We start from the raw sequence: 24,184 nt of genomic DNA on the forward strand, positions 1-24,184 counted from the left end.
TCATTATAAAATACTCTTGACGGCCTCGAGCATGCCTACGCTCTTGATGAGGTCGAGATCCTGCTTCACCATAGCGTTCAGACCAGGAATCTTATTCAGGTCCTCCTGCCAGATGAACTCGGCTCCCAGTACGCCATCGGCCACCTTCTGTGTATCGCCAGTAGCCCAGAGCTCCTTCAGCAGATCCATTATCTTCTGGTCGTCGTTAGGTACAATCTCTACGCCATCCTCGCGCTTACCACCCTTATAATAGGTGATGATAGCAGCCAGACCGAATACCAAGCCCTTAGGCAACTCGCCCTTGCGCTCCAGGTAGGTCTTTACTCCAGGAAGGTCGCGAGCCTGGAACTTGGGGAATGAGTTCAGCATGATGCTGGTTACCTGGTGGTCAACGTATGGGTTGTCGAAACGCTCCAGCACGTCGCCAGCAAACTTCTCCAGCTCGTCCATTGGCAGGTCGAGTGTCTGCATCAGCTCCTCAAACTGAACCTTGTGGATATACTTGCCGATAACCTCGTGGTTGCAGGCATCGCGAACGATGTTAACACCACTCAGGAATGCTACTGGACTCAGTACGGTGTGAGGGCCATTCAGCAGGGTAACCTTACGCTTGTGGTATGGTTCCTCTGATGGTACGAAGAGTACGTGCAGACCAGCCTTGTCGGCAGGGAACTCCTGAGCCACCTCTTTTGGTGCCTCGATAACCCACAGGTGGAAGTTCTCAGCCTGTACTACCAGATTGTCGCGATAAGAAATCTTCTCCTGGATCTCAGCAATCTCCTTGCGTGGGAATCCTGGAACGATACGGTCTACGAGGGTAGCATATACGCCACAAGCCTCTTCGAACCACTTCTTGAAGTCGTCGCCAAGGTTCCACAGCTCGATATATTTGTAAATACAATCTTTCAAAACGTGACCGTTCAGGAAAATCAACTCACATGGGAAGATGATGAGTCCCTTGGTCTTGTCGCCATTAAAAGTCTGATAGCGACGATACAACAGCTGAACCAACTTGCCTGGGTAGCTGCTTGCAGGTGCATCCTCCAGTTTGCATGTAGGATCGAATGCGATACCAGCCTCAGTAGTGTTAGAGATAACGAAACGAATCTCTGGCTGATCAGCCAGTGCCATAAAGGCTGCATTCTGTGTATAAGGATTCAGCGCACGGCTGATAACATCAATACGCTCGAGGGTGTTAACGGGCTTACCGTTTTCACGGCCCTGCAGGTTTACATGGTACAGACAATCCTGAGCATTCAACCAGTCTGCCATACCTTTCTCGATAGGCTGTACAACAACTACCGAACCATTGAAGTCTGTCTTCTGGTCCATGTTCCAGATAATCCAATCAACAAATGCGCGGAGGAAGTTTCCCTCGCCAAACTGAATCACCTTCTCAGGCATAACGCTCTTAGGAGCAAATTGTTTGTTTAGAGGTTTCATTTTTAATATTGTTTTAATTGTTACTATTGATTTCTAAATTGCGATTGCAAAGATAGACCATTTTTGCGAAACATCCAAATTTATAGAAACTAAAAACGTAAAAAACCACGGAAACCTTTACGCTATATTTTGTTGATATCCACGTACCCATGCATCACGGCATAGATGGTCAGGGCCGATACACTTTTCATGCCCAATTTGTCCATGATGTTCTTGCGATGGGTAATCACTGTAGCCAGACCGATATTGAGTTTATCGGCTATTTCCTTATTAATATATCCTTGAACAATGAGCGACATCACCTCGATTTCTCTATCGGAGAGAATTTTCCTGTTCAGAATCTCTGGCATGGGGGGCAGATTTTCTCCTTTACCATGAGCATGCTGTACAAGTATGAGTAGTGATCGGACTAACTCTTTTTCTGGAACGTTTACACAGAGACTCTTAAAATCTGCAAGCTGCGACATCGTGTCGAGCGAAAGCGTTAGGACTATTGTCTTACGTTTGTGCTCTGTGAAGAATGGCATGTCTTCCAGTACAACAGCCATTGCAGTGAAATAGTGATAATAACTATTCGGATCGTTGGCTTGTAGCTCCGATAACGATCCGAAAGTGTCGACCGTCAAAATAGGCATGACGTTCTGAAGGATAGCCTTCAACCCCAATGCCGAGAGGGTATTGGGGTCGATAATGGCTATCTTGGGTCTCATGTTCATGATAGGAATCCTAATAATGCTCCTGCAGCTACAGCCGATCCGATGACACCAGCCACGTTAGGACCCATAGCGTGCATCAGCAGGAAGTTATGGCGGTCGTATTCCAGACCTAAATTATTTGATATACGTGCTGCCATAGGTACAGCGCTCACTCCGGCATTACCGATGAGTGGGTTCAGTTTCTTACCTTCAGGCAGGAAGAGGTTCATCAGCTTAACAAAGCAAACACCCGATGCAGTGGCAATCATAAATGCCATAGCGCCAAGGGCGAAAATCTTGATGGTGTTGAATGTCAGGAACTCGCTGGCCTGGGTAGAACAACCTACGGTGAGACCAAGCAGCATCACAACGATGTCATTCAGGGCGGCACCAGCGGTCTTGGCCAAGCGGGTGGTCTTACCGCTCTCCTTCAGCAGGTTACCAAAGAACAGCATACCCAGTAGGGGCAGACCAGATGGTACGATGAAGGTAGTAAGCAGCAAGCCGATGATGGGGAACAGAATGCGCTCAGTCTGCGATACCTCGCGACCTGGCTTCATCTTGATAACACGTTCCTTCTTGGTGGTGAGCAGTCGCATGATGAATGGCTGGATAACAGGTACCAGCGCCATATACGAGTAGGCACATACGGCGATAGCTCCCATCAGGTTTGGAGATAGCTTTGAGCTCAGGAAGATAGCTGTAGGACCATCGGCACCACCGATGATGGCGATACCAGCAGCCTGCGAGGGCTCAAAGCCCATAGCCAGAGCCACCATATAAGCTCCAAAGATACCAAACTGAGCCGAAGCTCCAATCAGCATCAGCTTGGGGTTAGCCAGCAGAGCAGTAAAGTCTGTCATAGCACCAATGCCCAGGAAGATGAGCGGTGGATACCAACCCTGGCGCACACCTTGATAGAAGATGTTAAGCACCGAGTTGTCTTCGTAAAGACCAATCTCTAATCCTGCATCAGCACGGAAGGGGATATTACCTAGAATGATGCCCAGTCCGATGGGGACGAGCAACAATGGTTCGAAGTCTTTCTTGATGGCGAGCCAGATAAAGAAGGCTCCCACCGCAATCATGATCAGATTTCCTACCGTAGCATTGGCAAAGGCCGTATAGGTAAGGAACTCCTGAAAGTTCTGTATGATAAACTGTCCTAAATCCATAATTGTCAATTATCAATTTTCAATTATCAATTAACCTATGGTCATGAGGACAGTGCCTTCCATCACGCTTTCGCCAGGCTTAACGGTGATAGAGGTAACGGTGCCTGCGTATTCCGACTCGATGTTGTTCTGCATCTTCATAGCCTCGAGCACCAGAACCACGTCGCCTTGCTTAACAGTGTCACCAACATTCACCTTCAGGTCGATGATGGTTCCAGGCAGAGGAGCCTTAATGGGCGAACCTGTTCCAGCAGCCATTGGCTTATTAGCAGCAGGTGCTGCAGCTGGAGCAACTGTGGGACGAGCCACAGTCTTTGGAGCCTCTACGTGAACCTTCTTCAGTGTACTTGTGGGGTTGATGGGCTGTTTCAACTCAACATCGAAACGCACACCATTAACGACAACTTTTGCTACGTTGCCTTCCACTTCTTCTATCTCTACGTCGTAATCTACGCCTTGTACTTTATATTGATACTTATTCATAGTCTATAATATTGAAATTAACGAATCTCTGGTGTTGTTGGTATCCTTGGTGCATTGTGCGAGGTTGGGATGACGGGCTTGGAGAAGTGCGTCATCTGGTTCGATTCATCTGCCCAGCCTGTATCTTTCGATTTGATGGTGATGATACCAGATTCTACATCGTGCACATCGTCTTGGTACTGCTTGAGTGCCATAGAGATAACAGCTATGTAAACCTCCTTGTCGATACCTTTAGTCTTCAGACCGTCTTGCAGGATGTTTCCTGTTGCGTGAGCCAAGTCGTGAGTCACCTCAACAGTCTTGGTGATAGGCTTGATAGGCTGGGTGTTAACCACCTTCTTAGCCGTCTCAATGTTGCGCATAATGAGTCCGAATACCCAGAAGAAAATGAATAGTACTGCCAGACAGAAGAATACGATACCCATGGCCAGCAGAGTGATGCCGAATCCGTGTGGATCCTCACGCTTCAGCTTGGCATCCTTGGTCTCATCGGTCTTGATGAAGTTCTCGATACCAGGCGTAACGTTTTCTGCTGATTTTACAACCCATTTGTTGGTGGCCTGACGTGCATAACTCTGGTCGGCTGCCAATGCAGGGATGGTTACTGAGTCGATTAATTCAGTGGCGTTACCATTGAAGAATCCCAGCCAAAGTGGCTCCGACATGGGGACGTTGAGAGACAGATGCAACTTACTCTGTGCAGGGTTAGAGTTGCAAAAGAAGATCAGGTGCTGGCGCCCGCCTATCTGTGTACGAGGGTCACCGCTGGGGATAACGCTCATACGCTTGATACGTTCAGGCACGCTCATCTTTGGATCGAGAACGGACTTGTCTGTAGTAAAATACATACCACGCACGTTATAAGTTGTGAACGAGGTGTTCTCTAACTCAATCCATGCGTGGTTCTGTCCGTAATCATCCTGAATGCTGGCGGTGTTGTTGGTCAGCACCTCGTTAATGCGAATGTTTTTGGCTCCTTGTGCCATCATCGCCGAGGTGCTAACCAGCAGCAGTCCGCTGAGCAGGATTTTGGTTCTTTTCATTTGTTGGTGTATTATTATAAATTCTAGTATTTCTAGTTCTGCTAGTTCTGCTAGTATCTCTAGTTACCCACAGAAGAACAACACAACTATCTGAGCTGTAAAGATTCTGAGGAACATAGCCAGAGGATAAACCGTTGAGTATCCCAGAGCAGGAGCCTCCTTCGAGCAGATGCTGTTAGCATAGGCCAGTGCGGGGGGATCGGTATAGGTACCAGCTATCATACCAGCCAAGGTGAAGTAGTTGAATCCGAACTTCCAGCGTGCAAGTGGACCAACAATCAGAATGGGGATGATGGTGATGAGGAAACCTGTGAGCACATAGAGCAGTCCGTCGCCCTGAACCACAGTTTCAAAGAATCCAGCTCCGGCCTTGATACCTACTGATGCCAGGAAGAGTACCAATCCTATTTCGCGGAGCATCATATTGGCTGATGTGGTGGTGTAGGTTACCAGATGAATCTTATAACCGTAACGACCAATCAGGATAGCTATAATCAGCGGACCACCAGCCAAACCAAGCTTAACTGGAACAGGCATGCCAGGAATAGCTACTGGGAACATACCGAAGATGAGTCCGATGAAGATACCAACGAAGATAGTTGCGATGTTTGGTGCATCCAGACGGCGGATAGAGTTACCCATCTTGCCAGCCACGTTGTCTACTGCATCCTCAGGACCAACCACCATGATGCGGTCGCCCACCTGCAGAGGCAGGGTAGGAGAGGCGAAGATGTCCATGCCATGACGTGTTACGCGGGTTACGTTAACACCATAAACGCTCGAGAAGTGGAGCGATGCCAGGGTCTTACCGTTAACCTTAGGATTGGTAATGACGATACGCTTTGAAACCATTGGCTGATCCTGCTGCTCGAAGTCGATGTCGAGCTTAGGTCCGATAAAGGCGGTGATAGCCTCCTGGTCGGCCTCGGCACATACTATCAGCATCTGGTCGCCCAGGTGGAAGATGGTGTCGCGGTTAGGGATAAACAGCTCGCCCTCGTGAACCAGACGCGATACAACGAAGTCGCGGTTCATGAAGTCGTGCACCTGCAGCAGGGTCTTTCCCTCCAGGTATTTGTTGGTTACCTCAAGGTGCATCTTGTAAGGCTTCTTGTTGGCGTTGGTCTCGTCGAGTGCCTCCAGCATTTTCTCTTCGTGGTCGAGCTTTACCTTACAGATATACCTTACTAATATAATAGCGCCGATGATGCCGAGCACACCAAGTGGGTAGGCACAGGCATAGGCCGATGCAATCTGTGGAGCGTTGCTGCCGAATACGGTAGAAAGTGCCTCGTTGGCAGCACCAAGTCCTGGGGTGTTAGTTACGGCACCATAGAGTGTACCAACCATCATAGGCAGATTGGCTACGTTGCTGGTGTCGAAGAAGATGTAGTAGCAAGCAAACATCACCAGAATGTTCAGCAGGATGGCGCTGGCGGCCATAGCGTTCAGCTTGATACCCTGTGTGCCAAAACTCTCAAAGAATCCAGGACCCACCTGCAGACCAATCATGAATACGAAGAGGATCAGTCCGAAGTCCTGTACGAATGTTAGAATGGGGGTGGGAGCGGTAAATCCGATGTGTCCAGCCAGAATACCTGCAAAAAGAACGAAGGTAACACCCAATGATACCCCAAAAAACTTAATTTTTCCTAAATAAACACCAATCGCTATCACAATAGCGTAGAGTAGCGTGATATGCGCTACTGAGTCAGTTGTCGTAAAAAGGTCTCTTAACCACTGAAATGATTCCATAAAATACTCTTAATAATACCTGTTCTTTATAATATCTCAAATTTCGAGTGCAAAGTTAGCTAAAAATTGCCCATTTCTGTTATTTTTGTGCATCAAATTTTGAATAAATAGTGATTTTTTATTTCTTTCACACTTCAAAACACCATTTTGACTAAAAATGTTGTATCTTTGCTCACTGTTAGTATAAACTTAAAACATAACTTATATAATATTAAACGTAACAAATCTATGGCAAACAAAGAGAAACTCTTTACCGAGTTCACAGCGCCTACCAAACAAGAATGGTTGGACAAGATTGAGGTCGACCTGAAAGGTGCCGACTTCCAGAAACGCTTGGTATGGAGAACAAACGAAGGTTTTAATGTACAGCCCTTCTATCGCCGTGAAGATCTGGCGAACCTGAAGACGCCCGATGCGCTCCCAGGTGAGTTCCCATTTGTACGTGGAAACAAGAAGGACTCTAACGAGTGGTATGTACGCCAAAACATTGTGGTCGAAGATCCTAAGGCTGCTAACGCCAAGGCTCTCGACATCCTGAACAAGGGTATCGACTCCATTGGTTTCAAGGTGCCAGGTAAGCTGGTTTCGATGGATACTATCGAGACACTGCTCGAGGGTATTTACTGCGATATCATCGAGGTGAACTTCATGACCTGTCAGCGCCATTCGCTCGAGTTGGCTGAGATTCTGAAGAGTTACTGGCAGAAGAAGGGCTACGACAAGGAGAAGATAGTAGGCTCTATCGAGTGGGACCCTATGAAGAAGATGGTGCTCAAGGGCAAGGATGTATCGCCTGTATTGGCCTTTGGACCTAAGTTGGCCGAGTCGCTCAAGGAGTATCCAAACTTCCGTGGTATCGTGGTTCATAGCGATGCGCTCAACAATGCTGGTGCTTACATCGTTCAGGAGCTGGGCTATGCGCTGGCTTGGGGTAACGAATACCTGCAGCAGTTGACAGATGCTGGTGTCGATGTGGATTTGGCTGCTAAGAGCATCAAGTTCAACATGGGTGTGAGCGAGAACTACTTCATGGAGATTGCCAAGTTCCGTGCAGCACGCCTGTTGTGGGCTCAGATTGTGAAGCAGTACGAGCCAAAGTGCGATTGCGCTTGCAAGATGATAATCAATGCTACCACCTCTACATATAATCAGACACTGTTTGATAGCTATGTGAATCTGCTGCGTTCGCAGACTGAGGCTATGAGTGCTGCTCTGGGTAGTGTTCACTCGATGGTGGTTACTCCGTTCGATGCGCCTTACGAGGAGGCTACTGATTTCTCTGAGCGTATCGCTCGCAACCAGCAGCTGCTGATTAAGGAGGAGAGTCACTTCGACCGTATCGTCGACCCATCAGCTGGTTCTTACTACATCGAGCACCTGACTGATGCTTTGGCTCAGGAGGCTTGGAAGATATTCCTGAAGGTAGAGGACGAGGGCGGATTCCTGGCTGCTATCAAGGCTGGAACCATTCAGGACGATATTAATGCCACCAACGTGAAGCGTCATGGCGATGCTGCCAAGCGCAAGGAGTTCCTGCTGGGCACCAACCAGTTCCCTAACTTCACAGAGAAGAGCGAGGGCAAGCGTGCTTACAAGCAGAACTGCGGTTGTGGTGGTGTTCATCATCAGGGCGAGGAGGCTGTGGCATTCAAGGCTATCGAGACAACCCGCTTGGCTGCCGACTTCGAGGATCTCCGCATCCATACTGAAGAGAAGAAGGTGCCTGTGGCATTCATGTTGACTATTGGTAATCTGGCTATGCGTCAGGCGCGTGCACAGTTCTCGTGCAACTTCCTGGCTTGCGCTGGCTATAAGGTGATTGATAACCTGGGATTCAAGACCGTTGAGGAGGGTGTTGATGCTGCACTCGAGGCTAAGGCCGACATCGTAGTGATCTGCTCTAGCGACGATGAGTATGCTGAGTATGCTATCCCTGCATTTAAGTACTTGGATGGTCGCGCCATGTTCGTGGTGGCTGGTGCTCCTGCTTGCATGGAGGACTTGAAGGCTGCCGGCATCGAGAACTTTGTTCACGTAAAGTGCAACGTGCTCGAGACTTTGAAAGAATATAATCAGAAACTTGGTATTTAAAGAATAGGAGACTTGAATTATGCGTAAACAATTTAAAGATATTGATATCTATGCAGGCATCAAGGCTCAAGATGGTGCCAAGTGGATTGCCGATAATAAGATTGAGGCTAACTGGAAGACCCCAGAGCACATTGAGGTACGCCCAGTTTATACAAAGGAAGACCTCGAAGGTATGGAGCACCTCGACTTTACAGCTGGTATTCCTCCTTATCTGCGTGGTCCTTACTCAATGATGTACCCCTTCAAGCCTTGGACCATCCGTCAGTATGCCGGTTTTTCAACTGCTGAAGAGTCGAACGCTTTCTATCGCCGTAACCTGGCTTCTGGTCAGAAGGGACTTTCTGTAGCCTTCGACCTGCCTACTCATCGTGGTTACGACCCTGATAACGCTCGTGTTGTGGGCGATGTGGGTAAGGCTGGTGTAAGTATCTGTAACGAGGAGAACATGAAGGTGCTCTTCTCTGGTATCCCCTTGAACAAGATGTCTGTATCAATGACCATGAACGGTGCCGTACTGCCTATCCTGGCATTCTACATCGTAGCAGGTCTGGAGCAGGGCGCTCAGCTCGAGGAGATGGCAGGTACTATCCAGAACGATATCCTGAAGGAGTTCATGGTGCGAAATACCTATATCTACCCACCTGCATTCTCCATGAAGATCATCGCCGATATCTTCGAGTACACCTCTCAGAAGATGCCTAAGTTCAACAGCATCTCTATCTCTGGTTATCACATGCAGGAGGCTGGAGCTACCGCTGATATCGAGTTGGCTTACACCTTGGCCGATGGTATGGACTACCTGCGTACTGGTGTGAATGCTGGTATCGATGTGGATGCCTTCGCTCCACGACTCTCGTTCTTCTGGGCTATCGGTATGAACCACTTCATGGAGATAGCCAAAATGCGTGCTGGAAGACTGTTGTGGGCTAAGATTGTGAAGAGCTTTGGCGCTAAGAATCCTAAGTCGTTGGCGCTGCGTACACACTCTCAGACCTCAGGTTGGAGTCTCACAGAGCAGGATCCATTCAACAACGTAGGTCGTACCTGTATCGAGGCTATGGCTGCCGTATTGGGGCACACTCAGTCGCTGCACACTAACGCGCTCGATGAGGCTATCGCCCTGCCTACCGACTTCTCGGCTCGTATCGCTCGTAACACCCAGATCTACATTCAGAATGAGACCAAGGTGTGCAAGCAGATTGACCCATGGGCTGGTTCTTACTATGTTGAGACATTGACCAACGAGCTGGTTCACAAGGCTTGGGAGCACATTCAGGAGATTGAGAAGCTGGGCGGTATGGCTAAGGCCATCGAGACTGGTCTGCCAAAGATGCGTATTGAGGAGGCAGCAGCCCGCACTCAGGCTCGTATCGACTCAGGCGTTCAGACCATCGTGGGTACCAACAAGTATCGCCTTGAGCACGAGGATCCTATCGATATCCTTGAGGTTGATAACACCGCTGTACGCAAGCAGCAGGAGGAAAGCTTGAAGGAGGTTCGTGGCAAGCGCGATGAGGCTGCATGCCAGGCCGCTCTGAAGGCCATTACCGAGTGCGTGCGCGACTTCCAGGAGGGCCGTAAGAGCGAGAACAACCTGCTGGATCTGGCTGTCAAGGCCGCTCAGCTGCGTTGTACTCTGGGTGAGATTTCAGATGCCTGCGAAGAGATCGTGGGCCGTTATAAGGCAGTAATCAGAACAATTTCAGGCGTGTATAGTTCAGAATCAAAGAACGATAGCGACTTCGAGTTGGCTTGCAAGCTGACCGATGAGTTCGCAGAGAAGGAAGGTCGCCGTCCTCGTATCTTCATCGCCAAGATGGGTCAGGATGGTCACGACCGTGGTGCAAAGGTAGTAGCAACGGGTTATGCCGATTGTGGATTCGACGTGGATATGGGACCGCTGTTCCAGACGCCTGCCGAGGCCGCTCGCGAGGCTGTAGAGAACGACGTGCATTGCGTTGGTGCCTCTTCGCTCGCAGCTGGACACAAGACGCTTATTCCACAGCTTATCGAGGAACTCAAGAAACTGGGCCGCGAGGACATTATGGTCATCGCAGGTGGTGTAATCCCCGCTCAGGACTACGACTTCCTCTACAAGGCTGGCGTGGCTGCCATCTTCGGCCCAGGTACTTCAGTAGCGAAGGCCGCCGTCGAGATGATGAAGATTCTGTTAGACAAAGAATAAAAATGAAAACAGTAGATGTAGTGATAATCGGAGCCGGTCCTGCCGGCTCCGTTTGTGGATACCTCCTTCAGAAGGCGGGCAAGGATTGTCTGCTGATTGACCATGCTTCGTTTCCGCGCGATAAGATATGTGGTGGCGGATTAACGCCAAAGGCTTGGCAACTGCTCGACCAGATATACCCTGGTCTCGAGTATGCCTACAATCCCATCACCCGTGTTCGCACGTTTATCGACGATGAGTTTCGTTGTGAGTTCTCTATCAACAGCCCTAAGCGATACATCCGCATTGTGAAGCGTCGCGATTTCGACCATTTGCTTTTGCAGCGCTACGTGGGCGAGGGTGGGGCGTTTCTGAAGGGCAGCTTTGCGCGATTCGATGAGGTGGGGGGCGATTACCCTGTGGTGGTAACGCTCCGTTCTGGGCAGCAGATAGCCTGTAAGTATCTGGTGGGCGCCGATGGTGCAACCAGTAGGGTACGCCAGCAGATAGCCCCCGATAGCCCTCACGGCATGTTGAGTTTCGAGCAGTATCAAAGCCGCAGTGAGGCTGCTGGAGATACCATCACCATCGCTATGTCGCGCGATTATGTTCACGGCTACTTCTACCATTTCCCTAATCAGAAGGAAGATGTGGTGGGCTTCTGCGATCTGGTGGCCACCAAGCAGAAAACCTCGGATGTATGTGCCACCATTGGCTATCCGCTTCACGACCATGAGCGCCTGCATGGAGCCTATATCCCTCGCAATTCGGTGGTGTCGCCTTTTAAACGGGTGATGCTGGTGGGCGATGCGGGCGGATTCCCCAATCGTGTGTCGTACGAGGGACTTTACTATGCCTTTGCCACAGGTAAGAATGCTGCTGAGGCCATCATCAGTGGTCGCGATTTCCGCCAGGTTAACAGGGTGATGTATCGCAAAAAGCGCAAGGAGGATTTCCTTGACCGCGTGGTTTATAGTGGTGGCGGACTGGCTGTGCTGAAGGCGCTGATGCACTTTCCGCGTGTGGTTCAGTATCTGTTTAATGTCTTTGTGTAGATAAAAAAAAGTAAAAGCTCCCAGCTTTTGGGAGCTTTTTACATTTCCGTTTGTAGGGTCTACATCAACGAGTCGCGCTCGTCAATCTTGTACGCCTTGTTATCCCTTTTCAAGTAGATTTGCAAATCGCTGAAGTAACCAGTTTTTTGGATTTCAGCCAGATTAATCTGTGCGTCCTCTTCTTGCAGATACTCTTGGGCGTTGGCAAGGTGGCTTGAAAATTCAAGAATCTTCTTGTCTGTGTCCAGAACCGATATCCACTCATCCTTCAAACGGTTTCCGATAACAAATTTTCTACCCATTCTTTTACCTATTATTATATCGAAACGTAGTTTGTTGTTAGCTTGATAGCTGTTTATCTGATGCAAAGATACACACTTTCTGCCAACAATGTATCACTACGCCTTGAAAAACTTATGTAAACGTTTGAGTAATTCACATTTCACACTTCACATTTCACGTTTTATATTGACGACTGATTAATCTTACGCCACGTCTTTGTGCCCTTAATCTTTTCTGCCAGCTTGTCCTTAATCAGTAGCGAAATGCGCTGTCGGGCGGCATCGTCATTATCTTTGTCGTAATGATAACAATGCTTCACGTTGTCCTTATTAAATATTTCGGGCAATTCATTATAGGCATCAACCGTCTTCTTTCGACGTACCTTCATGGCTGCATCAGTACGTAACTGGTCATCGAAGTACTTCTCGGCCATAGCACCAAAATAGTACTGCTGACAGATGAACTGCATGTTTACTATCAGCAAGGCCAGCTTCTCGTCGACCTCGTCAGTATGGAACTCGCCACACCAGTATTCGCCCTTCTGGTGTAGTTCGTCCCAATGGCGAATCATGATGAAAGGTGCCGACATATTGATGCCATGATAAGCACACCGCTTAACAAGCATCTCCTCAGCCTTTGAGTTGTTCTCCTCGGCATCGGCCATACGGCGTGCTGTCCAGTCATAAAGAACGTCTATTATCTTGTCGACATTCAACTCGCCCTTAGTCTTGTCCAGCATTTCAGCCCAATAGCGCAGGCTCTTGTCATCATCTGATTTCGTATAGCGCTCACGCTCCATCATCTGGAAGTGTGTGTTAGGCAGGGGCACAACGGTGAGTCGGGTGGCCTGACCTGAGCCGAAGTTGGCTTCGTTAATCTTCTTCTTCAGTGCCAGGGGGGTACCTGTGTAGATGTAGTTCCATGTCACTTTGAAGTTCTGCATCACAGAGTCGTTGTTGCTATAAGCCTGACCATCAATCTCGTTGTGGAAAGCCTTAAGCTCCAGGTTCTGTTTGTCAATCCAGCTTCCCCCCTTCTGTACTGATAGGGTATTATCCAACTCAGTGTCGAAGGTGAGCATGTGTAACTGCATTTCTTCGCCATCGATTATCTCAACCGAATTCACCATATCCTGTATGAACTGGGCGTTCGAGGTGCGTGCAGGGTGGTCGCGAACTATTACCTTAGGCTTCTTGGGTTTCTCTTTGTTAGCGCCCTTACTCCTCATTTCTTCGCGATAGCGATTAATAGCTTCGAGTCCAGCCTTATCGGCCTTGATGATAGGAGCTGCCAGAATCTCGTAGAGACGTGTGGCAAAACTCTTACCTGATGCAGGATCGCCTACTATAAGTGTAGAACTGTTAAGACGTCGCTTTTCCTCAGGACGATGGTAGAAGCGGTATGTGCAACGAGTCATCAGAGTCATCATCAGTGCACTTGCTACCGCTAGTGCTGCAGGATACTGATTGCGCTTAAGTCCCTTGCAGATGTCCTTTAGAATGGGGTATGCTTCGAACAACTCTTCTATTTGCGCTCCCCACTCCCAAAGCTTTCGCTCAATATCTGTTTCGCTATCGTCAGTGGTGATGGAGAAAGCTGAGGGCTGGAGCCCTATTAGCTCCTTATATTCCTTACCCGTTACTTCCTTGATAGCCTTCTGCATGGCTTTAGAAGGCATCTGATTCAGGTACTTCTTTTCTCGTTCTGTCATACGGTCGGCAGCACTCTCTACTGTCTGTGCAACGTTCTCGTTGCGCTCGTTGATAATCTCCTGAACCCATGATTGACGCTCCAAAACCATCTGAACCGTACGTTTGTCGCCATCAAGCATTATCAGCAAGTCTGACGCCAATTTGAGGCTTTCGTTGTGACGATTACTATCGGTCTTACAAGGCAGTTTTTCTTTATAGCGCTTGTCTATGAGTAGCTGTACGTCGTAATCCTTCCACAATACCACCTCCAGCTCACCTTGTTCAGTCGAATTTGCCGCTCGGCTTTGCCGCTTGGCTTGTCCGAGAATTCGACTGGAGATAACATCAGCATTTGCAATGCTGAGAGGGCTGCCATTCATTGTTGCCTGCGAGTGCCCTTCGCGATAAAGCTGGTTGTATTTCTCAGCAAACTCCTTGTTCTCATAAGTAAACAATTCCTTGTTCATATACAAAATGTCTTCCTCTTTACAAATGAAACTCATCCTGCTGGCGTCCTTGCAGCTTTCGTCTACAATTACGTCAAGGATTTCAGCCATAAAGTGCTGATTGTCAATTAGGTTGCCCTTTTTGGTGTCGGCCTTGAACACTATTTTCAGGCCTTTGCCACTGGGGGTGATATAGACCAGCAGGATACCAAGCTTTGCAAGATCCATCGATGTCCACTTCTCGAACACCGCCTTGGGATTCTCTATATGGTCTATGTCCATTACCACCAGTCCTGTCAGCTGGGTTGCACTCTGCTTGCGCCAACGGCCCGGCTTGCCCGACTTCGATATGGTTTCATCGAAGGTGGCCTGGAATATGAATGCAGGCAGCTTGCGTTTCAGTGATGCATCGCCAGTAAGACGGAACTGATCAATATACTCGTTCCACTTTGTTGCACGTACAAGTGCGTAGAACTGCTGTTCATTAATAACAGATGTAGGATAGCTAAAATTTGTCTGAATACTAAGCATAAAAATTAAAATTTGGTTACAACTCTTGTTAATTCTGCCTTCTCGAGATTGGCGGTGCAAATATTCTAAATAACAATCTTGGAAACCAAATTTTTGGAGTACCTGATAAAAAACGCGCAAATGGCTAAAAATCAACCATTTGCGCGATATTCTTGGATAACTTGAAAACTCTAGAAAAGTTATTCAGGGTTATTCTGGGTCTTGTAACGTTTCGAAACGCTTCTAAACGACTCAAAAAGTAGTTTGTCTTCGTAAGTTCCCTGTGTTTGCTTACTAAGTTTTACCTTGACGGTGCTTAGTGTATAGTATTTCTTAAATGCAAATAGTATGTCGGCCATTTGTAGATTCTGGTCATTTATGATGTGCATCCTTAATATGTGACCAATGAACTGGCATACCTTTGTAACCTGTACACATTGTACGCTGCCTTCAAGAAATTGCATGAGCATGTCGCTATGTTCACGTGCAAAGGCATCCATCGTTTTGCAGAATAACTCACTATCTACATAATATATGTATTCGCGTGCGTGCCCGCGCGCGTTAGTCTTGATGGTCTTGTTATTCTTTTCAGCGGCCTTGGTTATAATGGCTTTTACTCTGTCAATAAAGTCTTCGTCAACCTCGCGCGGCATGTTGTTCTTGCTCGCTGGGGCTTTTTTAAGCTTGGGTTGATCGTAACTCTTCATCTCCTTTAGGAATTGTACCACCTGTGGATCTTTATCTGTATAGTAATCGGCCACGCGTTTCCTTAACTGGTCGACGCCTGCCTCCCAACCACAAATTCTAAAGACCTTGTCCAGTCCGCTAAGGTCTATTCCTTGTGAATAATGTGCCACGGTCTTGCTTATATGTTTTCAACAAATCCTATGGCCAATGAAGACTCTGGGGAATATTTGATTCTTATGGTGTGGTCGAAGAAATCTTCCCAATATTCACGCTCCTCTTTCAGCGAAGCGGCCAACTGGTCCATTGTCTCTTCAGTGATATTGAAGAATATGGCACCAGGATCCATAGTCAATGCATAATATCCTTCATGACACTTGTTAACTTCTACGCATAGCTCAAATGGCTTCTCGTTGTCATCGTTCCTAAAGCCAATAGAGTAGTGTCGCAGCCCCTCTTTCAGGGAGATGGCTACATCTGAAGTACTATCTGCGAGAGTTTCAGTTTGAGTCTCTTCAGCCTCATTCGTTAGCTGATTATATCTTTGATAGCAGAGTAATCCGAAAGTATCAACATCTACACGCTTGTCGTCATCGTTGCATAGCACCTCGCAATCTCTTAGCTCTGCTTGGTTCCATACCGTGCCTTTGGGCGAGTTCCAGTACTGTACTATGGGATGGCTGTGGGTTTCAAGTTCGTACTCACCCTCTTCGTTCCAAGTAGCCTTGGTAACAATGAGTGTTCCAATATGCTTGCCCAGCTCTCCGTTGCAATAGATATAATCGAACGGTGCCGAGAGGTTCATTATCTTAGTTTCTATCATCATTCTATTTACTTTATTTAGTGTGCAAAGATAAGCAAAGTTTTCCAAAACGCCAAATCTACTATCATAGAAATTGTGAATTTGTGAAATGTGAAACGTGAATTATCTGTGCTCGCTACCTCGGCAATTATCTTTTGATTGTAATCTATCTATATATATTATATTTATATAATATATATAGATAGAGTGATTTGTAAATTTTTTCTATGCCCCGTTATCTACGCCAAAATTCACAATTCACACTTCACGTTTCACGTTTTTTTGTCCCTCCCTAAGGCCGTATACCATCTGATAAGGCACGAAACGTAATCTCGTGCCCCATGAAGTGGGTGCTCGCTGATAGTTTCTTTACGAGAAACTATGAGATTCTTAACGAGAAACTGGTAGATTGTTCCGTACTAACCATTAGGTTGTTTATTCTACTGCTATGAGCTCGCGGCCTATTTTGTGGAGGCCTTCTACTATGCGTCTGCGTTGTTCGGGGCGTGGTTTCTTTATACCGTTGGCATAGTGGCTGAGTTGATGTTGATTAATACCAGACACTCTACTGATGGCTGCAATTGATGCGTAAGGTGAACACATCTGCAGTAAAGCTGCGGCATCTAGATGGTACTCGAAATCGTAATCGCCATCACGAAGCCACTGTGGTACATCATCGCCGTCGGCAATCATACCTTCAACATGAAAGTTCAGAGTCTCGCGAACTTCATCAATCAGTTCATCATACGTTTTAGCTGTAATAACTACAGCTCCAGGAACATTCTCACTAAGTGATGCGCCAAAATTCTTATTGCACCAAGATACGTTTACAATAATTTTCTCCATAGTTCTTCCTTTATTTCCAACCTGCTTGTTTCCAAATACTATTCAAAAGAAATTGGCTTAATACCTCATTCTTATGTCCTCTGATAGTTACCTTGCCTTTCTTTGTAGGGTGTTTATATTGTCGATGGTCACCCTTAGTAGCTACAAGAATCCATCCGTCGGCTTCAAGTAGTTTAATGACTTCAATAACTTTATACGCTCTCATTATTATTCAATATATGATGGCGCAAAGGTAATAAAAATAATACTATTTTCAAAACATATCTCTTGGTTTGGTATTAGTTTTAATACTATTTAATATGTTTATCCCAAAATCATAGTTATTATAATTCACTAAGAAAAATAATTTGTAAAACATTTGGTGGTTTCGTAAAATATTCTTATTTTTGTACCCGAACTCCAATTATTTGGAGAGACATATTGACGGAAAGTGTTTTCTGACGCATTGTCTAAAAAATTAAATTAGACTAGTAAAGAATAGTTGCCCCACTTTTTAAGTCTTTATGTATAACCAATAACTTTTAAAATCGTCTTGTGATAGGGCAATAGCGAGACACAAAAACTATAAAGAGATGAGAAAAGTATTATTTGCATCTATGACATTATGTTGCATTTTATTGTTAGTGAGTTGTAACAATCGTGTTAGTTATCCTGTAGTTGAAATTTCGCAAGGCTTGAAAGATGTTGTAAATAATGGTGCTTATTATACTTATGGTGATTTCCATCATGGCATTGCTGAAGTTTCTACTCAGTCTGGATATTTTGGTTTTATAGATATGAATGGTAAAGAAGTTGTCCCATGCAAATACACGCTTTTGTATTATGAGGATGGTTTCTACAAATTTTCTACAGGAAGGAATATTCGTTATGGATCTGATAGGAAATGGGGCGTTCTTGATTCTTTGGGACGTGAAATAATACCAGAAGAATATACAGATATGGATGTATTCCTTGCTCAAAGAACTATACGAATGAAAATGAGTGACAATAGTTATATTTTTTATAATCTTGAAGGAAATAATTGTTATCCATTTGATGAGAATGATGATAATATCATTATTGGTACTAGAGGATTTATTGACAAGATAGTGAATTATAAATCAGACAAAGTTGTCTATCGTGCTATAGGCTCTTGGTCTCCTGGTGCTACTCTTGATTCTCGAAATGAGCATGTAGGTCTTGTCGATTCTGTGGGAACAGAGATTATTCCCCAGCGCTTTAGAGCTTTCTCTAATTATTCCGATGGCTTGGTTGTTACATGGAGTGGTCGCTTCGTAGGTGTTTGGGATATTATTAATCGTAAGGAGATTCTTCCTACTGAATACACATTAATTGCTACCAATAACGACTATTTCAATGAGCCTATTCTCTTTGAAGACAAATACTTTATTGCAGAAAACAATAATGGTCAGAGAGGTGTCTTTGACAGAACAGGCAAACAGATTATCCCATGCAAATACTCCTCTTTGAAATTTGTTAATGGCTTGATTTACGCCACTAGAGGGGGAGAACAAGGTGTATTGGATTATGAAGGTAATGAGGTCCTGCCATTCCGATACGATGAGGTAAAGATCTCTAAGAATTGTATTCAGGCCGCAAAAAGACAAGACGACTCTTATCGATGGGGTATATTCAGCCGCACTGGAAAAGAAATGCATCCATGTACAATTAAATATATGGAAGAAGAATGTGAGGGATTGATTGCTGCAAGTAAAGAAGGAGACCTTTGGGGGTATTATGATACTGATGGCGATTTAGTGATACCTGAAAAGTTTAAAAGTGCAGGAGACTTTAGTGGTGGTTTGGCTGCTGTTTGGTATGATGGTGAACGCGGTTACATTAACAGGAAGGGGCAATCAACTTTTGATAAATAGCTTTAAACACAACGATTATGCAAATAGACAGTTCTGTTATCTCTGAATGGAAAAATAGCACCCGGAAGATTTTCTGGAGTACTATTCTTCTGTTCTTTGCTGGTGTTATCAGCACTATTTACGATTATATATCGTATGCTGCTGCCATATTCTCAATGGTGTCAGGTATGGCGTCAAGTGCACTTGGCTCATTGGGAAGAGGTTCTTTGATAGATATGTCAGATTTCGTGGAGTGGGGACTTTCGTCTAAAGGCCTCGTTATTATTGGTTACATTTTGTACATTTGGGGACTTACTTCATTTGCTTCTATACAGCGATTGGAAGAAACTGCAACACAAGTTAGAAAGATTAGAACTGCAGGTATTGTTTTAGCTGTAGTTGTTATGATTGACATGGTGTTTGGAGTATTAGGATCAATACCTGTCTTAGGCTGGTTCTTCCGTTTATTTGTCTTTATAATGACATTGTATTGCTATTATAAGATGAAAAACGCAGCAGGACGACTGATGGTTGCTGAAGACTTTAATGATAGGGCCAAACGTGGATCGAGAAACCTGCGCTTTGCAGCTGTCTGCGAGATTAGATTAATGTGGTTGCCTTTGTGGACTGCTATCATTATGTTATTGCTTGCAGTCTTTGGAATCTGGATGTTTGGACATAGTAAAACAATAAAAGCTGCCGAGGATACAATTGGGTTCATGGGGTTTTTGTATGGCATCGTAGTTTTTATTATTAGTATTATAGCGGCTTGTTCAATATTCTGTGCTTTCTGGTGGCCAATCATGGGATGGTATAGAGTGATGACGGGTGGCCCTGCAGATCCTGATGAGCATCAGCAAGAAACACAACAAGAACCTATAGCAGAAGAACCTGTTGCAGATGAGCCTGTAGCAGAACCTTTGGTTCTTGCAAAGGCTGAAAATATCGTCGAGATTGAGGAAGGGGAAAAAATACCATGGTTTGAAAAGAACAAGAAATGGCTATTACCTGTTGGAGGAGTAGCTGCGTTGGCACTCGTTATATGGGGAGTAGTGTCGTTCTTAGGAATTGGTAGTAAGGGTAATGATCTTCTTCCTGTACAAAAGCCTGCTTGGGATAAGTTTGTGGTAGTATTAAACGATGATGTTCCTATATACAAGGAGGCCAAAACTATAAGCCCTCAATTGCAGATTATGCGTGAGGATGTGGCATCAGATGTTGTCAGCCAATACTTCAAGTGGAGTGATACTCCTGACAAACGAGGTTATGCCTCGTACAATTATACATTATATGGGAAAAATATAGTACCAGTTATTAGTGAAGAAGGAGAATGGTATAAAGTCACAATTTTGGCCGATGAAGTAGGCATGATAGATGGCTATATACAAAAGACGCATTGTAGAGAAGTTAAGCCTGAACCTATAACTCCAGAACTGCTTCAAAATTTAAATAGCTACAATTGGCATCAAAGCAGATTCGGATTGCAAACAGAAGGAAAATATAAGAATCTTTGTTTTATATCTTCTTTTAGCGAAATGGATGGTTGTTGGCTTGATGTGGCAGTACTATATGATGGAGTGTTGATTAATCCGCTCACCAAGCGTATTGTAACAGGTAAAAATTGGGAAGATGAGTCATTGTATAAGGTGATTCCTGTTGAAGAAGATGGAATGCCGGCACTTAGATTTGGCAAACAGTTACAAGGAGCTGATGAGGTTCTCGATGCACAGCTAATTGTACAGAAAGCGAAAAGCGGTGAGCTCGATTTAGGCGTTTTCTTCGAATCTATTCCTACTTCGCAATCTTCTATTCAATTGGTTTCGTATTACTTCCCTGAAATCAATAAGGAGTATCTATATACATTCTATCAAGACCTCTCTAGTAATCAATCATCAGGGGGAATTGACGGAGTAGAAGATAAGAATTTCACAGGTTTTACTTATGTGATCGATAGTGGAGAGTATGGGTATGAACTTTTTGCTGAAGCAAACGGCGAAAGAAAAACCACAGGCATCTCAGGAACACAAGTAAACATCTTAGACCAGGCCGATTATGATGGTGATGGAGAACTGGAGGCTGTTGTGTATGAGTGGGGCGGTGGAAACTCAATAGCACCTCCATTCATTGTTTACTTCGACAAAGAAACACAGGAATTCAAGAAAGCTGAAGGATTTAATGACGCAAATGCAGAACCTGAAATCAAGGTTGAGAACTGGAAAGGCAAACCTTCTTTCAGAGTAGACGTAGGTCTTCGTAAGGACAGGTATGTTTATAATGATCATAGCGTTGTTCTGGCAGAATGTATCGTGCCAAATGTGGGCGAAGTGATTTCCACCATTACCGTTGACCAACTATTTGGTAAAAGCGAAGAGCCGGAAGAGAAAACGGCACATATCGACATCGATGGAGATGGCGAGAAAGATAAAGTGTTATTCATGCACGACACTAGTCATTTCCTGGATTGGGGCAAGCGAATGATGCTGAAGGATATGTCTGGCTCATATTGGTGCTTGCCTGATGGACATGACGATATCGGAGTTACTGGTTCGAAGTTTGCTTTCATCAAACCAGAAGAGGGAGATCTTCCAAACATATTAACAGACGATGCCTGGTTCTATAAATGGATCGACGGAAAATATGTATTGCAATAAACAAATAAAAGGTGTTGAGCAATCGCTCGGCACCTTTGTTCGTTTATCCCAGTATCCCAGTTATTCTACTGCGATGAATTCAAGGCCAATTTTAATTGGGGTAGCTTTTTTTAGCAAAGAAGTTTGCAACATTCGGCAAAACTTTGTAAATTTGCACCGAATAAAGAATAAAAGGAATACATTATGCCAAAGATATTTGAATATTTCGGTTTTATCTTCTATTTCTTCTCAAATGAGCACGAGCCAATTCATGTGCACGTGATTCATGGTGGGAAAGAAAGCATCTTCGACCTCATTATGATGGATGGAGAACTAGTGGAAATACATGTTCGCGAAAAGAAAGGTGCAGAACCATTGCCTGAAAAGGATAAGCGAACAGCAGAGGAATTTATTCGTAAATATCATAAGAATATCATTGATAAGTGGGTGAAGTTCTTTGTACTGAAGCAAAGCGTAAGAAGTACTAACATCAAGAAGAAACTATAATAAAGAAAAAGGAGGACTATATGGAAACAATTTACATTACTAAGGCATTGGATGTGGGGAATCTGAGTGTTTGCCTGCACTTTAGCGACAATACAACACAGACAGTAGATATTGGTGATTTTATTCGTCGCCATCCGCATCCGCAGTATAACAAGTATCTTGACCCAAAGAAATTTTCGAAGTTTGCAATCGAGAATGGAAATATTGTATGGGGTAAAAATTGGGATATGATTTTCCCAATTGAGCAGCTACATGCAGGTGCGTTGTTATAAAGTAAAGGATATAAAAGAATAAGGTGTCGGGTACAATCGCTCGGCACCTTTGTTCGTTTATCCCAGTATCCCAGAATCACAGTTATTTTTGGAACGGTAAAAGAAAAATATTAAATAAAATTTGGAAGTGTAACTAATTTTAGTTGCCTTTGCTGCCATATGGAATACTTAAAGTACAAAGGCTACACGGGAAGTGTAGAGTATAGTGAGGAAGACAACTGTCTTTATGGAAAAGTGCAGGGTATGAGTAAACATGCCATCACCTATGAGGGAATGGACTTGAATGAATTAAAGCAGGATTTTGAAGGAGCAATCGATGACTATATAGCATCGTGTGCTGCGCGTGGCGTAGAGCCCTGTAAGCCTTATAGCGGCACGTTCAATGTTAGAGTTTCGCCAGAGATTCATAGTGCAATTGCAGCTTTGGCTCAAAAGTCAGGAATCACAATTAATGCTTATGTTCGCCAAGTTCTAGCAAGAGAGGCAGAAATGGCATATTGATTTTATCCCCCCTATCCCAGAATCACAGTTATTTTTCTGTGGGGGCTGGTGATATATATATGAAAAAGGTGTCGAGCAATCGATCGGCACCTTGGTATATAAAATGTTAATTTCTTGTTATTGGAATATTCATAAACCTTACAGGCTTATCACCATTCAGCCCCCATTTATCGCAAAGTACGATTAATTTTAGTCTTGCAATACTTTCTGCGGCTTGTGGAACACCTTCAATGCTTATGCTTAACCTCATAGGAACTCCTGTTGGTATGTTGAATGTTTCTGTAGTCCAGTTATAATTTGGTCTATTTGCCACTTTTACTTTAATATTATCGCCTTGATAAATATTCCCTTCATTATCATAAACCTCAGATTTAGATCCTTGCACTTCGATGTCTTCAATATCATTTACTCCAAGATTGTTCAAAATCAAATCTAGAATTACAGTCTTTCCACTTGCAGCGCAACGCTTAATCTTGATTTGGAAATCTGGATGGTTAGTAATAATCTTAAGTGGTGCATCTTGTGCGCTTGCATTCTGCAAACCAAAGGCGAATATCGCCATCATGATGAATAGAAACTTTTTCATAATGCTTATTGTTTTAATGTTATTATAGTTTTATTTTAGGCGTGATAGTTGGGCTTTGGCTTTGGTGTGGCCATTATCAGCAGCGTTGCGGAACCAGAACTTCGGCTTCGGTTACTTCGGCAATGCTGTTGTAATCGGCTTTGTGACGGGGCACCTTGTTGTTGGGGCTTGTTAATTTCTGGTAATAGGGATGTTCCTGATTATCAGCCATTTGTCTTTTGCTGGTATTCCCCATTCCTTGCAAAAGACGACTCCCTCAAAATACGCTATATTTTCTGCTGTAGTAGAAACGTTGTTGATGCAAAAACTAACTTTTACAGGTATGCCAGATATCAGGCGATAATCTGTTACTTTGCCAGCGTAGCTACCACTGTTTGCAACCTTGGTAGTGATGGCGCCCTTAATACCTTCATACTTATTTCCCTCGTCATCATACACCACGGTCCAATAACCATTCGCATTTGCAATAACATCAATCATAACGTCTTTATCGCTCTTGTTGGTGAACACCATATCGATGATGACTGATTTCCCACTTGCTGCGCAACGTTTTACTTTTACGTCAAAGTCGGGGTGATTGGTTATAATTTTCAGTGGTGCATCTTGTGCGCTTGCATTCTGCAAACCAAAGGCGAATATCGCCATCATGATGAATAGAAACTTTTTCATA

The 24,184-nt window shown here is 44.9% G+C and carries 22 protein-coding genes; 8 read left to right on the forward strand and 14 right to left on the reverse strand.

The genetic code is table 11. The annotated features are described in order from the left end of the window. Window positions 1-3: 3 nt before the first annotated feature. From BUB86_RS09850 to BUB86_RS09875, 6 genes are all read right to left on the reverse strand, one after another. On the reverse strand, window positions 4-1,443 hold the full coding sequence (locus BUB86_RS09850) for a tagaturonate reductase (RefSeq protein WP_073208941.1): 1,440 nt from the start codon (window positions 1,441-1,443) through the stop codon (window positions 4-6). A 122-nt stretch (window positions 1,444-1,565) separates the two neighbouring features. Beyond that, window positions 1,566-2,159: a response regulator transcription factor gene (locus tag BUB86_RS09855; protein WP_073208942.1), complete on the reverse strand. Its 594-nt coding sequence runs from the start codon at window positions 2,157-2,159 to the stop codon at window positions 1,566-1,568. Continuing rightward, complete coding sequence (locus BUB86_RS09860; protein ID WP_073208943.1) at window positions 2,156-3,313, reverse strand: sodium ion-translocating decarboxylase subunit beta; 1,158 nt, start codon at window positions 3,311-3,313, stop codon at window positions 2,156-2,158. The genes BUB86_RS09855 and BUB86_RS09860 overlap by 4 nt, the downstream gene beginning before the upstream one ends. 30 nt (window positions 3,314-3,343) lie before the next feature. After that, window positions 3,344-3,796, reverse strand: a complete 453-nt coding sequence (locus BUB86_RS09865; RefSeq protein ID WP_073208944.1) for a biotin/lipoyl-containing protein — start codon at window positions 3,794-3,796, stop codon at window positions 3,344-3,346. A 17-nt stretch (window positions 3,797-3,813) separates the two neighbouring features. Beyond that, window positions 3,814-4,839 (reverse strand): OadG family protein, encoded by a 1,026-nt coding sequence (locus BUB86_RS09870; protein ID WP_073208945.1) that lies wholly within the window; start codon window positions 4,837-4,839, stop codon window positions 3,814-3,816. Window positions 4,840-4,902: 63 nt separating this feature from the next. Beyond that, the gene (locus BUB86_RS09875) at window positions 4,903-6,594 is read right to left on the reverse strand and encodes a putative transporter (protein ID WP_073208946.1); all 1,692 of its coding nucleotides are present in this window, start codon (window positions 6,592-6,594) and stop codon (window positions 4,903-4,905) included. A gap of 228 nt (window positions 6,595-6,822) precedes the next feature. Here BUB86_RS09875 and mutA point away from each other — a divergent pair, with 228 nt between their 5' ends. Genes mutA through BUB86_RS09890 form a run of 3 tightly spaced genes read left to right on the forward strand, consistent with a single transcriptional unit; the run spans window position 6,823 to window position 11,904 of the window. Further along, a complete protein-coding gene (gene mutA / locus BUB86_RS09880; RefSeq protein WP_073208947.1) occupies window positions 6,823-8,685 on the forward strand; it encodes a methylmalonyl-CoA mutase small subunit in 1,863 nt (620 codons plus the stop codon). A 19-nt stretch (window positions 8,686-8,704) separates the two neighbouring features. Beyond that, a complete protein-coding gene (gene scpA / locus BUB86_RS09885; RefSeq protein WP_073208949.1) occupies window positions 8,705-10,870 on the forward strand; it encodes a methylmalonyl-CoA mutase in 2,166 nt (721 codons plus the stop codon). A 2-nt stretch (window positions 10,871-10,872) separates the two neighbouring features. Next, window positions 10,873-11,904 carry an NAD(P)/FAD-dependent oxidoreductase gene (locus BUB86_RS09890; RefSeq protein ID WP_073208951.1) on the forward strand — a complete coding sequence of 344 codons (1,032 nt, stop codon included), beginning with the start codon at window positions 10,873-10,875 and terminating at the stop codon, window positions 11,902-11,904. A 59-nt stretch (window positions 11,905-11,963) separates the two neighbouring features. Here BUB86_RS09890 and BUB86_RS09895 read toward each other — a convergent pair whose 3' ends face one another. The 6 genes from BUB86_RS09895 to BUB86_RS09920 form a co-directional block, all read right to left on the reverse strand. After that, a complete protein-coding gene (locus BUB86_RS09895) occupies window positions 11,964-12,206 on the reverse strand; it encodes a hypothetical protein (RefSeq protein WP_139261549.1) in 243 nt (80 codons plus the stop codon). Window positions 12,207-12,367: 161 nt separating this feature from the next. Next, complete coding sequence (locus tag BUB86_RS09900) at window positions 12,368-14,854, reverse strand: BT4734/BF3469 family protein (RefSeq protein ID WP_073208955.1); 2,487 nt, start codon at window positions 14,852-14,854, stop codon at window positions 12,368-12,370. Between the two features lie 179 nt (window positions 14,855-15,033). Next, window positions 15,034-15,690, reverse strand: a complete 657-nt coding sequence (locus BUB86_RS09905) for a hypothetical protein (RefSeq protein ID WP_073208957.1) — start codon at window positions 15,688-15,690, stop codon at window positions 15,034-15,036. Window positions 15,691-15,698: 8 nt separating this feature from the next. Then, window positions 15,699-16,343, reverse strand: coding sequence for a hypothetical protein (locus BUB86_RS09910; RefSeq protein ID WP_073208959.1), 645 nt, complete (start codon window positions 16,341-16,343; stop codon window positions 15,699-15,701). A 411-nt stretch (window positions 16,344-16,754) separates the two neighbouring features. Further along, window positions 16,755-17,165 (reverse strand): CopG family transcriptional regulator, encoded by a 411-nt coding sequence (locus BUB86_RS09915; protein WP_073208961.1) that lies wholly within the window; start codon window positions 17,163-17,165, stop codon window positions 16,755-16,757. Window positions 17,166-17,175: 10 nt separating this feature from the next. Beyond that, on the reverse strand, window positions 17,176-17,370 hold the full coding sequence (locus tag BUB86_RS09920; protein WP_073208963.1) for a type II toxin-antitoxin system HicA family toxin: 195 nt from the start codon (window positions 17,368-17,370) through the stop codon (window positions 17,176-17,178). Between the two features lie 367 nt (window positions 17,371-17,737). Here BUB86_RS09920 and BUB86_RS09925 point away from each other — a divergent pair, with 367 nt between their 5' ends. From BUB86_RS09925 to BUB86_RS09945, 5 genes are all read left to right on the forward strand, one after another. Beyond that, window positions 17,738-19,039 carry a WG repeat-containing protein gene (locus BUB86_RS09925; RefSeq protein ID WP_081373195.1) on the forward strand — a complete coding sequence of 434 codons (1,302 nt, stop codon included), beginning with the start codon at window positions 17,738-17,740 and terminating at the stop codon, window positions 19,037-19,039. A 17-nt stretch (window positions 19,040-19,056) separates the two neighbouring features. After that, a complete protein-coding gene (locus tag BUB86_RS09930) occupies window positions 19,057-21,669 on the forward strand; it encodes a hypothetical protein (RefSeq protein WP_073208967.1) in 2,613 nt (870 codons plus the stop codon). A gap of 183 nt (window positions 21,670-21,852) precedes the next feature. After that, on the forward strand, window positions 21,853-22,155 hold the full coding sequence (locus tag BUB86_RS09935; protein WP_073208969.1) for a DUF4160 domain-containing protein: 303 nt from the start codon (window positions 21,853-21,855) through the stop codon (window positions 22,153-22,155). A gap of 20 nt (window positions 22,156-22,175) precedes the next feature. After that, window positions 22,176-22,427, forward strand: a complete 252-nt coding sequence (locus BUB86_RS09940) for a DUF2442 domain-containing protein (RefSeq protein ID WP_073208971.1) — start codon at window positions 22,176-22,178, stop codon at window positions 22,425-22,427. A 159-nt stretch (window positions 22,428-22,586) separates the two neighbouring features. Then, a complete protein-coding gene (locus BUB86_RS09945) occupies window positions 22,587-22,928 on the forward strand; it encodes a type II toxin-antitoxin system HicB family antitoxin (protein ID WP_073208973.1) in 342 nt (113 codons plus the stop codon). A gap of 106 nt (window positions 22,929-23,034) precedes the next feature. Here BUB86_RS09945 and BUB86_RS09950 read toward each other — a convergent pair whose 3' ends face one another. Together BUB86_RS09950 and BUB86_RS09955 are read right to left on the reverse strand one after the other, a co-directional pair. Next, window positions 23,035-23,514 (reverse strand): hypothetical protein, encoded by a 480-nt coding sequence (locus tag BUB86_RS09950; RefSeq protein WP_073208975.1) that lies wholly within the window; start codon window positions 23,512-23,514, stop codon window positions 23,035-23,037. A gap of 171 nt (window positions 23,515-23,685) precedes the next feature. Then, window positions 23,686-24,183 (reverse strand): hypothetical protein, encoded by a 498-nt coding sequence (locus tag BUB86_RS09955; protein ID WP_073208978.1) that lies wholly within the window; start codon window positions 24,181-24,183, stop codon window positions 23,686-23,688. Window position 24,184: the final 1 nt, after the last annotated feature.

This window comes from Xylanibacter ruminicola (genome assembly GCF_900142525.1).
GTDB lineage: Bacteria > Bacteroidota > Bacteroidia > Bacteroidales > Bacteroidaceae > Prevotella > Prevotella ruminicola_A.

Coding starts and splice junctions, on each gene's coding strand:
- BUB86_RS09920 (WP_073208963.1), bottom strand. CDS start 17,370: ATGAGAGCGTATAAAGTTATTGAAGTCATTAAACTACTTGAAGCCGAC.
- BUB86_RS09930 (WP_073208967.1), top strand. CDS start 19,057: ATGCAAATAGACAGTTCTGTTATCTCTGAATGGAAAAATAGCACCCGG.
- BUB86_RS09855 (WP_073208942.1), bottom strand. CDS start 2,159: ATGAACATGAGACCCAAGATAGCCATTATCGACCCCAATACCCTCTCG.
- BUB86_RS09890 (WP_073208951.1), top strand. CDS start 10,873: ATGAAAACAGTAGATGTAGTGATAATCGGAGCCGGTCCTGCCGGCTCC.
- BUB86_RS09935 (WP_073208969.1), top strand. CDS start 21,853: ATGCCAAAGATATTTGAATATTTCGGTTTTATCTTCTATTTCTTCTCA.
- scpA (WP_073208949.1), top strand. CDS start 8,705: ATGCGTAAACAATTTAAAGATATTGATATCTATGCAGGCATCAAGGCT.
- BUB86_RS09900 (WP_073208955.1), bottom strand. CDS start 14,854: ATGCTTAGTATTCAGACAAATTTTAGCTATCCTACATCTGTTATTAAT.
- BUB86_RS09860 (WP_073208943.1), bottom strand. CDS start 3,313: ATGGATTTAGGACAGTTTATCATACAGAACTTTCAGGAGTTCCTTACC.
- BUB86_RS09865 (WP_073208944.1), bottom strand. CDS start 3,796: ATGAATAAGTATCAATATAAAGTACAAGGCGTAGATTACGACGTAGAG.
- BUB86_RS09945 (WP_073208973.1), top strand. CDS start 22,587: ATGGAATACTTAAAGTACAAAGGCTACACGGGAAGTGTAGAGTATAGT.
- BUB86_RS09940 (WP_073208971.1), top strand. CDS start 22,176: ATGGAAACAATTTACATTACTAAGGCATTGGATGTGGGGAATCTGAGT.
- BUB86_RS09915 (WP_073208961.1), bottom strand. CDS start 17,165: ATGGAGAAAATTATTGTAAACGTATCTTGGTGCAATAAGAATTTTGGC.
- BUB86_RS09925 (WP_081373195.1), top strand. CDS start 17,738: ATGAGAAAAGTATTATTTGCATCTATGACATTATGTTGCATTTTATTG.
- BUB86_RS09910 (WP_073208959.1), bottom strand. CDS start 16,343: ATGATGATAGAAACTAAGATAATGAACCTCTCGGCACCGTTCGATTAT.
- BUB86_RS09950 (WP_073208975.1), bottom strand. CDS start 23,514: ATGAAAAAGTTTCTATTCATCATGATGGCGATATTCGCCTTTGGTTTG.
- BUB86_RS09870 (WP_073208945.1), bottom strand. CDS start 4,839: ATGAAAAGAACCAAAATCCTGCTCAGCGGACTGCTGCTGGTTAGCACC.
- BUB86_RS09875 (WP_073208946.1), bottom strand. CDS start 6,594: ATGGAATCATTTCAGTGGTTAAGAGACCTTTTTACGACAACTGACTCA.
- BUB86_RS09895 (WP_139261549.1), bottom strand. CDS start 12,206: ATGGGTAGAAAATTTGTTATCGGAAACCGTTTGAAGGATGAGTGGATA.
- BUB86_RS09850 (WP_073208941.1), bottom strand. CDS start 1,443: ATGAAACCTCTAAACAAACAATTTGCTCCTAAGAGCGTTATGCCTGAG.
- BUB86_RS09955 (WP_073208978.1), bottom strand. CDS start 24,183: ATGAAAAAGTTTCTATTCATCATGATGGCGATATTCGCCTTTGGTTTG.
- mutA (WP_073208947.1), top strand. CDS start 6,823: ATGGCAAACAAAGAGAAACTCTTTACCGAGTTCACAGCGCCTACCAAA.